Below are 13,110 nucleotides of genomic sequence, written 5' to 3'. Positions count from 1 at the left end.
CACCCGCACCCCGCGTCAACGTCGTCACCCTCGTCAACTCCGCCCCCTCCGGCAAGTACCGCACGCTGTACTTCCGCGTCACCGCATCCCGCGCCCCCCGCAGCACCGCCCCGGCATGCGCCCGGCGGTCGTCCTCGAACGCCACCGCCTGCACCGCGGCGCGGCCCAGGTACAGCGCCGCCGTAACCGCCCAAGCCGGGGAGAACCTCCCCTGCTCCCGAATGGTGATCAGACCGTTCCGCAGCTGCCAGTAATCACGCCAGGGCGCCTTGTGCGTAACCGCCACGCGCATGCCGAGGAAGGCGTGGGTGCGGCGTTCGCCGATGGAGTGCGGAAGCTTCAGCCGCTTGTCCTGGATGATGCGGGCGCCGGTGCGGCGGACGCGGAGGGAGTACTCGAGATCGGCGTAGTCGACGAAGAAGTCCTCGCGGAATTCGCCGACGCGTTCCAGGAGCGTGCGGCGGATCAGCATGCCCGAGGTGATGGAGATGGCGCGCTCCGACACGTCTTCGTGCCGACCGGAGAAGGTCTCGTAGAAGCGCTCGTGCACGACGTCCCAGGGCGCCGGTGTCGCGATGCCGACGGTCGGATCCGCGAGGTGTTCCGCCAGCCGCGGGATCACGTCGGGGTCCAGCACCGAGTCCTGGTCCAGGAAGATCACCGCCTCGGCGCCCCGGGACAGACGCGAGACCCCGAGGTTCAGGGCGTGCGCCAGACCGCGGTTCACGCCGGGGCGCAGAACCGTGAGCGTGTCGGCAGCGGCGATCTTGTCCGCGGCGGAGGGCGCCCCGTCGGGCGTGTTGTCCACGACCACGATCTCGGCGCAGGACTCCTGCACGGAGTCGACCACGGCGAGCAGACGCTCGTCCGGGTGGTAAGCCGTCACGACGGCGGCGATTCTCACGACGTGTCCTCTCAGGCGACGGGCGTCGGGGTCGGGGTCGGAGTCGGGGTTGGGGCCGGCGTCGGGGCCGGTACGCCGATGGCGCCGGGGTTGTCAGCGCCGGGGTGGAGGGTCCCGGTCCCAGCCCCGGATTCAGAGCGTGCGGCCGGCACCGGCACATAACGCCGTCGCAGCGTCCGCAACCAGCGGGCCGGATACCGCGGGGTCCAGTTCTTCAGCTTGAGAAAGTGCTTCTCGACCAGGTGCCAGGACAGGAAGGCCGCGGTCCAGGCCGCCGCCACCGCCATGGCGAGGTAGGGCCAGTACCCCCAGCGGTTCCATCCCAGGCTCGCCAGGACCTGCTGCCCGACCAGGCCGTAAATGTAGATGCCATAGGAGTAGTCGTTCTTGCGCCCCACCCAATGCGTCCACCGCGGCAGCCGACAGGCCGCCCACACCATCAGGTAGACGAAGGCCGGATAGCCGATCACGAACCACCCGCCGAGCAGCAGCGAACCCAGGCTGAGCGCCAGGGCGGCCAGCCCGAGCCCGTCGTGGATCGGGACCCGCTCCCGGTACAGCTCCAGCGAGCCGGCGGCGAAGAACAGGAAGCCGAGATACACGACCCAGTGCAGGTCGATGGTCCCGAACCAGTTGGCGTCGAACCGCTGGTACTGGGCCACCTCGCCACCGGCCCAGCCGGAGGCCAGCCGGAAGTCCAGGACGATGCGCACGTACAGCACCGCCGCCATGATCGGCATCAGCCGACGCGCGTTCCGCAGGACTCCACTAACCAGCAGGGAACCCACGATCAGGTAGCAGAGCATCTCGTAGACCAGCGACCACAGAGCACCGTCGAAGACGCTGGTCTTGGTCACCCGACCCCACCACGTGGTGCTGACGAGCAGATTGTGGATGCCGCTCTGACGGATACCGGTCCACATGTTGAGGTGGACGTAGCCAAAGGGACCGCCGCCCCCGCCGGTCTCCGTCCAGAAGCCGTTCAGCGAACCCCGCTCATGCAGCGTGATCAACGGCGCCACCACGAACGCGGTCACGATCAGACACACCCACAACGCCGGAAAGATACGCAGCGCACGATGCCAGCAGTAACGCAGGAAGCCGGTACGCCGCGCACTGCGCGTGATGAGCATCCCCGACAGCACGAAGAACCCGGCGACCGCCAAGCCCCCGACCGCCTGCTGGTTACGGAACACGCCGCCGAACAGGTCCCCGCGATCGAAGCCGAGTATTCCGCTGTGCGTGATGACGACCGACATGGCCAGGGAGAAACGCAGAAAGCCGACACCGTTTTCACGGCCGGAGAACACCTCGGCGAGCGTGCCGCGGTAACCCTTGCGAGTCCAGGACGGAAGGCGCACGCCGTAGGGGATCGCGGCCGCGTCGCTGGCCTCGCCGCTGGCCGTGCCACCGACCCCGTCACCGCCCCGGTCGCCGTCGCCGCGCCCCCACGCAGCACCCGACACCGCGCTCGTCTGCTCCCCCACGCCTATCGACCCGTGTCCACATCCGTCTCGGCGACCGCCGCCTCCGCCACCGCCACCGCCGCATCCGCCTCCGCGACCGCCGCCGCCCACAGCTCCGCGATCGCCTCGGCCAGGGACCGCCGCGGCGTCCATCCGAGCAGCGCGGCCGCCTTCTCGATCCCCATCTGCTGCCAGTCGGTCTCCGGCCCCGGCGCCGGGGCCTCGGTCAGCGTCGTCGGCACGCCGCTGGCGTCGATCAGCATATTGACCAGCTGCCGCGCGTTGTGCGCGTGCCCGGTACCGATGTTGACCACCTCGCCGACCGCGCCGGGGACGGTCACCGCCGTCGCCACCGCCTCGGCCGCGTCGGTCAGCGACAGGAAGTCGCGCAGCGAGACCAGCGCGCCCAGCGTGAGCTCGGCCTGCCCGTGGCTGCGCGCCTCCAGCAGTTTCGCGGCCACCACACCGAGCAGGCTGTGCCCCGGCTGCCCCGCGCCGACCACGTTCCCGACCCGCAGCACCACGCCGTCGGCCGCGCCGCGCGCCGCCGCTTCGAGCACCAGGTTCGAGCACTCCAGCTTGAGTTTCCCGTACGCCGTCACGGGTTCGGGCACATAGGCCTCGATCATCGACGTGCCGAGCGGCGCCAGGCCGTACTCGTGCACGCTGCCCAGCTGCACCACCCGCACCCGCGTGGGCAGCGTCTCGACCGCGGCCAGCAGGTGCGCGACCAACGTGACGTTGGCGTCGACCATCTGCTCCTCGGTCAGGCCCCACATGCCGCCGGCGGCGTTCACCACGGCCCCGACGCCCTGCGCGCGCAACGTCGCGGCGAGCTGGTCCCGACCGGCGGCCGCCAGATCCAGCGGCACGAACGACGCGCCCTCGGCGACCGGCCGCGGCGTGCGCGCGATGGCGACCACCTCGTGGCCGCGCTCCATCAGCGCACTGCTGACCGCCTTGCCGACGAATCCGGTCCCGCCGAGAACCGCGACTTTCACAGGCTCCGTCATCGTTTCTGCTCCACTCGCACCGGCGTCTGCTCGGGCCGGGGCGCCGGCAGGAACGCGTGCCGGGCCAGGTTCTTCACGCCCGGGACCGACCGCGCCTTGAGCGCCGAAGGCAGCAGCGTGACGGCGTGCAGCCGCGAGGCCGTGTACCGGCGCGCCGCCTTCGCGGCCTTCGGCCAGCCCAGCGCGTTCATCTGCGCGGAGGCGCCGACGAAGTAGCGCCGCGCCTCGGCGAACCGCTTGCCCGCCATCGCCTCTGCGGCGCTGTAGCTGGCCGCGTGCCGCCGGTACTGGAAGACCAGCTCGTCGGACAGCGCCATCGTCTCGCCGGCCTCGATCAGGTCGATGACCAGCGCCAGGTCCTGGATGATGTCCAGGTCGTCGCGGAAGCTGGCACCCTTGATCGCCGCGGAGCGCCAGCACAGCGACGGGAAGTAGAACCAGCAGCCGCGCAGCAGGCTCGCCGCCAGCTCCTCGCCGCCCATCAGCGTGGTGCCGGTGAAGCGCGGCAGGTAGATGCGGCCCTTGACCTGGTCGGCGAGAGTGTTCACGACCCGTCCCGCGCCGTCGATGACCTGCACGCCGGGCTGGATGACGCCGACCCCGGGATGTTCCTTGACGATCCGGCGGATCTCGGCGACGTAGCCGGGCAGCATCACGTCGTCGGTGCCCATCATCACCATGTACTCGGCCTCGACCAGGCCCAGGCACTTCTTGTAGTTGCCGGTGGCGCCCAGGTTCTGCTCGTTGCGCTGGTAGGACACGCGCGGGTCGCCGAGCGCCGCGAACCACTCCGGGACGCCCGGTTCCTTGCCGTCGTCGACGACCGTCAGCCGCCAGTCCGGGTCGGACTGCGCGATGACGCTGCGCACCGCGGTCTGCATCAGGGCCACGTCGCCGTAGTACGGGAGCATGATGTCGATGGTGGTCATGGGGACTTCGGATGCCTCACGGTTCGGGATCGGGTGCGTCGGGCGGGCTGGGTCATCGGCGGTTTATCGCCAGCAGCAAGGTGATCATGGCGCGTCCGAGGTAGACCGCCGCCTTGATCGGGGACTTGCTGGGCGTCCCGGCGGCGCGCGGCCGCATCGCCACCGGCACCTGGCTGACCGGGTGGCCCAGGCGGATCACCCGGACCAGGGTCTCGACGGTGTCGCCGAGGTACTCCACCGGGTACCACTGCGCGAACAGCTTGATGATCTCGCGGTCGCAGGCGCGGAAGCCCGAGGTGGTGTCGTCCAGCCGGGTCTTCGCCATCCGGGACAGGACCCCGGACAGCAGGCTCATGGCCCAGCGCCGCGGTCCGCGCACCTGGTAGTCGCCCTCGCCGGCGAAGCGCGCGCCGAGCACCAGGTGGGCCTCGCCGAGGCCGTCGATGAGCTTGGGGACGTAGCGCGGGTCGTGCTGGCCGTCGGCGTCGAGCTGGATCGCCACGTCGTAGTCGTTCTCGTCGGCGTAGCGGTAGCCCAGGCGCATGGCGCCGCCGACGCCGAGGTTGTAGGGCAGCGAGACCACGCGGGCGCCGGAGGCCAGGGCCATGCGCTCGGTGTCGTCGGTGGAGCCGTCGTTGACCACGAGGACGTCGTAGGCCGGGAGCTCGTCGCGCACCTCGGCGATGACGTCGGCTATCGACGCGGCCTCGTTCCACGCCGGGATGATGATGAGGACGCGTTGGTCAGCGTTCACCGAGGACCGCCTTCCCGTCCCGTTGGGTGACGATCCCGACGGTGTGCCCGTTGGTGCCGTTCGCGCCGTTCGCGCCGTTGGCCCGGGCCGCCCGGGCCTGTTCGAGCTCGGCCTCCAGGTCGGCCTGCCGGTCCTTCAGGTCGCGCAGGTCGGCCCGGATCAGCGCGACCTCCTCGGCCAGCGACCGGGTCTCGTCCTCCAGCCGGGAGGCCTCCCAGCTCAGGTGGATGCACACGATCAGCAGGAAGACCACGGCCAGGAACAGCACGAGGCTGGCGCCGCTGGCCACGCCCAGCCAGCTGGAGACGTTGTCCAGGGAGGAGGGGATGAAGCCCAGCGGGAGCGTGACGAGCCCGACGACCAGCCACAGCACCGCGTACTTCTCACGCAGCTGGCGGCGCCGGAGCAGTTCGAAGATCAGTGCCAGCAGCAGGAGCGCCACGACACCGGTCATTATGGCCAGTTTCATGCGGATCCACTCCCGGAGTGATGGCGCTTTCCGGAGTGATGGCGCGCTGTGCCGCGCCCCGGCGCGTCGGTAGTCGGCTGATCCCGATGGGTGAACCCGGGCAGTCTACCTGGTTCCATTCCGGGACAGCGGCGCCGACGGCCGCGCTGCCTGGGCACAACGCTCATCCGCGCACTCCTTCGGCGACCGGCGCGGCCTGGCCGGCGTCGTGCGCGGGCCCCGGCGGCGGCGCCTCGACCGGGGCCGGGACGGCCGGCGCCGGCTCGGCGCCGGGCCCGGTCACCGTCGGCAGCGAGCGGGTCACGAACATCACATCGGCGGCCGCGATCACGGTCACCGCGAGCGGGCCGAGGATCCCGGCCCACCCGGCGGCGGCCAGCGGCGACAGCGGCAGCACGAAGACCAGCGCCATCGCGCCCAGACCCGCCAGCCAGGCGGCGAACACGACGCGGTGCCGGTTCAGCGCGACCTGCGCGGACTGCAAAACGAACGCGGTCATCAGGAACGCCGTGCTCAACGCCAGGGCGGAAAGGAAGAGGTGGGAGAGCGGGTCGGTCGCCGCGAAATAGTGCCGGAGCAGCCACGGCCCGGCCGCGGCCACCACGACCACACCGGCCGCGCCGGTGCCGAGGCAGGCCGCGACCAGGAAGCCGGTCTTGCGCCGCACCTCGCGGAAGTCGCCGCGCACGGCGGCGGCCGCGAGCATCGGCAGCAGCGGCGCCTGGAGCGGGAAGAGGCACAGCAGCGCCAGCCGGGACATGCCCATCGCGGAGTCGAGGGACTTGGCGTGGCCCGCATCCAGGCGGGAGCTGATGATCAGCGGGACCGCGTTGATCAGCAGCTGGCTCAGGAGGGTGGCCAGCGTGAGGAGGATCAGCTTCTCTCGGGCGCTGCCGCCGGGCTCTTCGGCATCGTCCGGGACGGAGAGCACTGCGGCCGAGTCGGCGTCGGCGTCGGCGTCATCTACAGCCACAGCACCGACGGCGCGCCAGGACCGGCGCAGCGCCGGCGAAGCCAGCCCGCTCACGGCGGCGACCAGCGGCGCGAGCGCGAAGACGAAGGCGTACGCGAGCAGGTGCCCGCGCCCGGACGAGGTCAGGATCGCGCTCGGCACGATCGTGGCGACACCCTGCACGATCAGCGTCAGGCTGTAGTAGCGGAAGTCCTGGCAGCCTGCGAGCACCCCGCGCACCAGGAACGAGGCCCAGGTCGCGGCCAGTCCCGCGGCCAGCGCCAGCTCCAGCGTCCAGCTGTGGCCGAGCCAGCGCGAAAGCAGCAGCGGCGAGGCCGCGAGCAGCACCACGCCGGTCACCGCGACGAGGCCCGCGGCCTGCCGCAGCTGGCCGCGCACGGCTGCTCCGACCGGGCGGTTCGCCGCGTGGGTGCGCGCGACGGTGCGGGTCATCTCCTGTTCCAGGCCCGCGAGGACGCCGGTGCCGATCGTGCCGACCAGGAAATAGAAGGAAAGAAGTGTCGTCGCCGAGTGGGCGTCCAGTGAGCGGTTCGCTATCGCGATCCACAGGGAACCCCCCACCGTCGCCGCACCGAGCCCGATCGCCAACAGCGGGCCGGGCGTGGTCAGGCGGCTCAACACGGAGCGAGCGGCACGGGGAGGGGGCACGAGATTCGATGGTAGTCGATGCCAATCGGCACGATATATGTTTGTAGGCGCCGCCACTCCGATCGTGGGGCGCCTACGCCGGTTCGGCGAAAAGTCCTGGACTGCCGCGGAGCAGAAGCCCTGGACCGCCGCGAAACCCTAGACCGTCGAAGCCCTGGACCGTCGAAACCCTAGACCGTCGCGTGTCTTCCCGACCCGGTTCCCGTCACCTTCCGCACGGTGCCCCGCAGCGTGAACGCGTGGATCACCTCGACCAGCCCGACGGCGATCAGCCAGATCCCGGTGAAGACCGCCAGGGTGAAGATGGAGCCGATGGGCCAGGAGATGATGATGATCCCGCCGAGCATGGTCATGAAGCCGGCGAACAGGCCCCAGCCCCGGCCGAGCACCCCGGCCGGAGCCGAGGCGCTGGTCGCGATGGTCGCGATGCCCCACATCAGGAAGCCGATGCCGATCCACAGGCTGAGCAGCAGCACCGAGTTGTGCAGCGAGTTCCGGAAGCAGAACAGGCCCAGCAGGATGGACACCGCGCCGACGATCACGTTCAGCACCCGCATGCCGGCGCTGATGTGGTCGCCGAACGCCGCGATGATCTCCATGACCCCGCTGATCAGCAGGTAGATCCCGAACAGCACGCCGAGCACCAGCAGCGTGCGGCCGGGCCAGACCACCGCGCACACGCCGATCGCGATCGCCGCGAGGCCCAGCACCATCAGCGCCTGCCACGCGGCCTGCCCGAGCATCCGGAGCGGGTTCTCGACGTCGACCCGATCAGCGCGGTCGGCGCGGTCGAACTCGCGGTCGCGGAACCCCTCGCCGCGGCCGGGGCCGCGGTCGCGCAGTTCCTCGGCCCTGCCGGGTCCGCGCTCGTCACCGTCATACATGTCGGTCATGGGGTCGTTATGTCCGACTATCCGACCGATGATGCCTGATGCCCGGTTCCGGGTCGGCCGAATGGTCCAGCCGGGAGCGAGCCGCAACGGGGGCCGACGTGAGCCGATACATGCCAGTGCGGTCCGGCGACTGCCGGACCGCACGACTGCTGACCTGCTCAGACCGCCCGCGAAGGCGCCGCCACGCCGCTGGACGCCAGCATCTCGCGCCAGTCCCCCAGGGGCGGAAGCCCGGCCTCGGCCCAGCGGTCGTGCCCGAGCACGCTGTACTTCGGACGCTCGGCGGGCCGGACGAACTTGTCCGAGGTCGTCGGCCGCACCCGCTCGGGGTCCAGCCCCGCTTCCTCGAACGCCGCGCGGGCCAGGCTGAACCAGCTCGTCTGTCCGGAGGCCGTGCCGTGGTAGATCCCGGCCGGGGCCCGGTCCGCCTGCCCCAGCGCGATCAGCTGCCCGGCCAGGGCGCCGGTCCAGGTCGGCTGGCCGACCTGGTCGTCGACCACGTCCAGGGTCTCGCGCTCGCCGGCCAGCCGGAGCATGGTGCGCACGAAGTTGGCGCCGTGCGCGCCGTAGAGCCAGGCGGTGCGGACGATGTAGCCGGTCTCCGGCAGCACCGCGAGCACGGCCTGCTCGCCGACCAGCTTCGAGCGGCCGTAGGCGTTGATCGGGTCGGTCGCGGCGTACTCGTCGTAGGGCTCCTCGCCCTTGCCGTCGAAGACGTAGTCGGTCGACACCGTGAGGAACCGGGCCCCGGTGGCCGCGCAGGCCGTGGCCAGGGTGCTGACCGCGCCGCCGTTGACCGCGGTGGCCTCGGCCTCGTGGGTCTCGGCGCCGTCGACGTCCGTCCAGGCCGCGGTGTTCACCACCACGTCGTGGCCGTCCACCGCGGCGGCGACCGCCGCGGCGTCGGTGACGTCGAGCTCGGCCCGGGTCAGCGCGGTGACGGTGGCGGCCGGGTCGGCCCTGAGCAGCGCCACCAGATCCGCGCCGAGCATCCCGGCGGCACCGGTCACCAGCCACCGTCGCGGCGCCTGGCGCCCCGGCACGATCACGACCGGGCGGCTCATTTCGCCGCGCCCCCGGAGGTCTCCAGGCCGGCCTTCACCTTCAGCGGCTCCCACCACGCGCGGTTGTTCTTGTACCAGTCGATGGTCTGCGCGATGCCGTCGTCGAACCGCACCTGCGGCTCGTAGCCGAGCTCCTGCCGGATCTTCTCGATCGACAGCGAGTAGCGGCGGTCGTGGCCCTTGCGGTCCTCGACGGTGCGGACCGACGACCAGTCGGTGCCGGTGGCGTCCAGCATCAGCTGCACGAGTTCCTTGTTGGTCAGCTCGGTGCCGCCGCCGATGTTGTAGACCTCGCCGGCCCGGCCCTGGCGCAGCGCCAGGTCGATGCCGCGGCAGTGGTCGGAGACGTGCAGCCAGTCGCGGATGTTGGCGCCGTCGCCGTAGAGCGCGACGGTGCCGCCGTCGATCAGGTTGGTGACCGACAGCGGGATCATCTTCTCCGGGAACTGGTAGTGCCCGTAGTTGTTGGAGCAGCGCGTGACCACCACGTCCATCTTGTGCGTGCGGTGGTAGGCCAGCACCAGCAGGTCCGAGCCGGCCTTGGAGGCCGAGTACGCCGAGTTCGGCGCCAGCGGCCACTCCTCGGTCCAGGAGCCCTCGTCGATGGAGCCGTAGACCTCGTCGGTGGAGACGTGCACGAAGCGGCCGACGTCGTGCTTGCGCGCGGCGTCCAGCAGTACCTGCGTGCCCACGACGTTCGTGGTCACGAACGGCCCGGCGCCCAGGATCGAGCGGTCCACGTGCGACTCGGCGGCGAAGTGCACGACGGCGTCGTGCCCGGCCATCACCTCGTCGACGACCTCGGCGTCCCGGATGTCACCGTGCCGGAAGCTGAAGCCCGGATTGTCGCGCACCGGCTCGAGATTCGCCTCGACCCCCGAATAGGTCAGCGCGTCCAGCACTGTGACCGAATCCGGCGAACCGGGACGGGACAGGAGCTGACGGACATACTCTGAGCCGATGAACCCGGCGCCGCCGGTCACTAGAATCCTCACCTGCGCGATGCTACCGGGCCCGTGGGAATACTTCCCCCCGGTGGTGGATCCGAAGTGATGCTTTCGAAGACCCGGTTAGACTGCCCGGCATGCGAGGCATCATCCTAGCCGGCGGGACCGGTTCACGACTGTGGCCGATCACCAAGGGCGTCTCCAAGCAGCTCATGCCCGTCTTCGACAAGCCCATGGTGTACTACCCGTTGTCCACGCTGGTGATGGGCGGCATCTACGAGATCCTCGTCATCACCACGCCCGAGGACCAGGCGCAGTTCCAGCGGCTGCTCGGCGACGGCTCCCAGTGGGGCCTGGACCTCAAGTACATCGCGCAGGAAAGGCCGGACGGCCTGGCGCAGGCCTTCATCCTCGGCGAGGAGTTCATCGGCGACGAGTCGGTCGCCCTCGTCCTCGGCGACAACATCTTCCACGGCGCAGGCCTGGGCCGGCAGCTCCGCACCCTCACCCAGCCGGCCGGCGGCGTGGTCTTCGCCTACCAGGTGGCCAACCCGCAGGAGTACGGCGTGGTCGAGTTCGACGACGCCGGCCGCGCGGTCTCCATCGAGGAGAAGCCGGAGAAGCCCAAGTCCCGCTTCGCCATCCCGGGCCTGTACTTCTACGACAACCAGGTCGTGGAGATCGCCAAGAACCTCAAGCCCAGCGCCCGCGGCGAGCTGGAGATCACCGGCGTCAACGTCGAGTACCTGAACCGCGACCAGCTGCAGGTGCAGGTCCTGGAGCGGGGCACCGCCTGGCTCGACACCGGCACCTTCGACTCCCTGGTGCAGGCCGCCGAATACGTCCGCGTCATAGAACAGCGACAGGGCTACAAGGTCGGCTGCATAGAGGAAGTGGCGTGGCGCTCCGGCTTCATCAACGACGCCCAACTCGCCGCCCTGGCCGAACCGCTCCGCAAGAGCGGCTACGGCGAATACCTCCTGCACCTCCTCGACCCCGCACTCTAGAACCGACCAGTCCCACCGACCACGAAGGACCGTCCCCGCATGGACATCGCGCCCCTGTCGATCGAAGGCGCCTGGGAGATCACCCCCCGCCTCCACGGCGACCCCCGAGGCCTGTTCACCGAGTGGTACCGCTTCGACCACCTGGCCGAAGCCGTAGGCCACCCCCTGGACCTGAGGCAGGGCAACCTGTCCGTGTCGGCGGCGGGCGTCGTCCGCGGCATCCACTTCGCAGACGTCCCCCCAGGCCAGGCGAAGTACATCATGTGCACCCGCGGCGCAGTCCTGGACGTGATCGTCGACATCCGCGTCGGCTCCCCAACCTTCGGCCAGTGGCAGGGCGTCGAACTCAGCGACGCCAACCGCAAGGCGGTGTACATCTCCGAAGGCCTCGGCCACGGCTTCTGCGCCCTCACCGACGACGCAACCCTGACCTACCTCTGCTCAGCCACCTACAACCCCGGCCACGAGCACGGCATCCACCCCCTGGACGCAGAACTCGGCATCGACTGGCCCGCCGAAGTCCCGCAACTGTCGGAGCGGGACCTGAAGTCGCCATCCCTGGCGGAGGCGAAAGACAGCGGCCTGCTGCCGGACTACGCAGCCTGCGTGGGCTACACGAAGAGCCTCGGCTAGCACCTGACGCCAACGGCCCGGGGCGCGCGGTTTTCACCGCGGTCCCGGGCCGCTTCGTTGCTGCGATGGAGAAGCTAAGCGAGCGCCCGACACGCAACCCGGCTTGCAACCGGACCGGCAAGACCGACCGCACGACACGGTGGCTGGGTCCGAAGGACCATGCGGGGTGTTGGTTCTGGGTCCCTCGCCGCGTCAGCGGGCGCAGCCAACCTGCCCGGTTTGGCGGTGTCAAGCCGGACGGAGCTGGACCACAGCAGCTGTGATGCGGCTTGATTCCGCCAAACCGGGCTGGTTCCGTTTACGGCGATGACGCGGCGAGGGACCCAGAACCCGGCGACCACAAGCAGCACCGCCACCGGGCAGCGCGACGCAGGCAACAGCGGATAGAAAGCCGAACAGTCACGGGCCGGCGGCATCAAGCAGGTCGCGCGGGTCGCCCCCTCGTCGAGGAGGCCCGCCAGAGGCCTCAAGGTGCCCACCAAACGCGGCAGACAGCCGCCCACATGACGCGTGCGCAGTGACTCGGACTCATGCGCGGTCTTGCCCGCGAAAACCGCCACCCGCCAACCCGCCATGCACAGACTTGGACCAGTGCGCGGTCGTGTACGCGAAAACCGCCGGCCGCCAGCGCGGCATGCGAGGCTCAACCGAACTGCGTCCCCTGCGAGGCCATCCAACCATTAGCGAAGCCATAAAAATCACCTGTAAACCACAAACCAAACAAACCCAACAAAACGACCCGGAACCCAGCTTCCGCCGTAGCCCCGGGCCGCCGACCGCCAACCACCACCACCACAAACCAACCTCAGCGCACAGCCGCCACAATCACCCCACCGACAACGATAAGCACGAACACCCCGCCCAAAATCAACCAAAGCGACTTGCCCGAAACCTCCGTCTCCCCCGGAATCGCCCCCGGCCGGATGTTGTACGCCCGCTTCTCCTCCGCCTTGTGCTGCGACACGAGGTAAGCGTGCGGCGTCATGAGCGCGCCGAGCTTCTTCCCGATCTTCTCCGCCGCCGCCACATCAGCGTCATCATGCGTGTAGTCCGCGCGGTTGAGGATGATGGCGAGCAGGGCGTCGACCTCGTCGGCCTGCGCGTCGCCGCGGGCGGCCCACTCGTCGAGCTTCGCGATCGGGTATCCCCAGTCCTCGAGGCGCTCCCGCTTGGCTCCGCCGAGGTTCTTCAGCCGCTGCCGGACCTCGGCGGTCGTGGCCGCCGGCCGGGTCGGGTTGACCACCCTGCTCATGCCCTCATCCTTCTCGACCTCATCGACGTGCTCGAACTGCCTGACATCCCGGGACTTCTCGACGTACTCGGAGTACCGGACCCGCTACTCGACCCCGCTACTCGACCCCGCTACTCGGACCCGGTACTCGAACCCGGTACTCGAACCCGCTACTCGAA

The 13,110-nt window shown here is 70.1% G+C and carries 13 protein-coding genes; 2 read left to right on the top strand and 11 right to left on the bottom strand.

Features of this window, described 5'->3' with window-relative positions:
• The 10 genes from GWK61_RS25760 to rfbB form a co-directional block, all read right to left on the bottom strand.
• The coding region (locus tag GWK61_RS25760; RefSeq protein WP_194912049.1) for a glycosyltransferase at nucleotides 1-904 on the bottom strand (904 nt) is incomplete at its 3' end.
• 11 nt (nucleotides 905-915) lie between these two features.
• Complete coding sequence (locus GWK61_RS25755; RefSeq protein WP_194912047.1) at nucleotides 916-2,391, bottom strand: acyltransferase family protein; 1,476 nt, start codon at nucleotides 2,389-2,391, stop codon at nucleotides 916-918.
• A gap of 2 nt (nucleotides 2,392-2,393) precedes the next feature.
• Nucleotides 2,394-3,383, bottom strand: a complete 990-nt coding sequence (locus tag GWK61_RS25750; RefSeq protein WP_194912046.1) for an NAD-dependent epimerase/dehydratase family protein — start codon at nucleotides 3,381-3,383, stop codon at nucleotides 2,394-2,396.
• A complete protein-coding gene (locus GWK61_RS25745; RefSeq protein ID WP_194912044.1) occupies nucleotides 3,380-4,312 on the bottom strand; it encodes a glycosyltransferase family 2 protein in 933 nt (310 codons plus the stop codon). Before GWK61_RS25745 ends, GWK61_RS25750 begins: the two co-directional genes overlap by 4 nt.
• Before the next feature lie 52 nt (nucleotides 4,313-4,364).
• The gene (locus GWK61_RS25740; protein ID WP_194912043.1) at nucleotides 4,365-5,066 is read right to left on the bottom strand and encodes a glycosyltransferase family 2 protein; all 702 of its coding nucleotides are present in this window, start codon (nucleotides 5,064-5,066) and stop codon (nucleotides 4,365-4,367) included.
• Complete coding sequence (locus GWK61_RS25735; protein ID WP_194912042.1) at nucleotides 5,056-5,535, bottom strand: DUF2304 domain-containing protein; 480 nt, start codon at nucleotides 5,533-5,535, stop codon at nucleotides 5,056-5,058. The genes GWK61_RS25740 and GWK61_RS25735 overlap by 11 nt, the downstream gene beginning before the upstream one ends.
• Before the next feature lie 163 nt (nucleotides 5,536-5,698).
• Complete coding sequence (locus tag GWK61_RS25730; protein ID WP_194912041.1) at nucleotides 5,699-7,156, bottom strand: hypothetical protein; 1,458 nt, start codon at nucleotides 7,154-7,156, stop codon at nucleotides 5,699-5,701.
• Nucleotides 7,157-7,326: 170 nt separating this feature from the next.
• Nucleotides 7,327-8,049: an HdeD family acid-resistance protein gene (locus tag GWK61_RS25725; protein WP_228562939.1), complete on the bottom strand. Its 723-nt coding sequence runs from the start codon at nucleotides 8,047-8,049 to the stop codon at nucleotides 7,327-7,329.
• A gap of 158 nt (nucleotides 8,050-8,207) precedes the next feature.
• The gene (rfbD, locus tag GWK61_RS25720) at nucleotides 8,208-9,113 is read right to left on the bottom strand and encodes a dTDP-4-dehydrorhamnose reductase (protein ID WP_194912040.1); all 906 of its coding nucleotides are present in this window, start codon (nucleotides 9,111-9,113) and stop codon (nucleotides 8,208-8,210) included.
• A complete protein-coding gene (rfbB, locus tag GWK61_RS25715; protein ID WP_194912039.1) occupies nucleotides 9,110-10,108 on the bottom strand; it encodes a dTDP-glucose 4,6-dehydratase in 999 nt (332 codons plus the stop codon). The genes rfbD and rfbB overlap by 4 nt, the downstream gene beginning before the upstream one ends.
• An 89-nt stretch (nucleotides 10,109-10,197) precedes the next feature.
• Here rfbB and rfbA point away from each other — a divergent pair, with 89 nt between their 5' ends.
• Together rfbA and rfbC are read left to right on the top strand one after the other, a co-directional pair.
• The gene (gene rfbA / locus GWK61_RS25710; RefSeq protein ID WP_194912038.1) at nucleotides 10,198-11,067 is read left to right on the top strand and encodes a glucose-1-phosphate thymidylyltransferase RfbA; all 870 of its coding nucleotides are present in this window, start codon (nucleotides 10,198-10,200) and stop codon (nucleotides 11,065-11,067) included.
• 39 nt (nucleotides 11,068-11,106) lie between these two features.
• Nucleotides 11,107-11,700 (top strand): dTDP-4-dehydrorhamnose 3,5-epimerase, encoded by a 594-nt coding sequence (gene rfbC / locus GWK61_RS25705; protein ID WP_194912037.1) that lies wholly within the window; start codon nucleotides 11,107-11,109, stop codon nucleotides 11,698-11,700.
• An 805-nt stretch (nucleotides 11,701-12,505) separates the two neighbouring features.
• Here the strand turns inward: rfbC and GWK61_RS25700 are convergent.
• Nucleotides 12,506-12,952, bottom strand: a complete 447-nt coding sequence (locus tag GWK61_RS25700; RefSeq protein WP_194912036.1) for a hypothetical protein — start codon at nucleotides 12,950-12,952, stop codon at nucleotides 12,506-12,508.
• Nucleotides 12,953-13,110: the final 158 nt, after the last annotated feature.

It is taken from the genome of Catenulispora rubra, from assembly GCF_015356825.1.
Classification (GTDB): Bacteria; Actinomycetota; Actinomycetes; order Streptomycetales; family Catenulisporaceae; genus Catenulispora; species Catenulispora rubra.
This window is presented reverse-complemented; position numbering and strand designations above follow the sequence as displayed.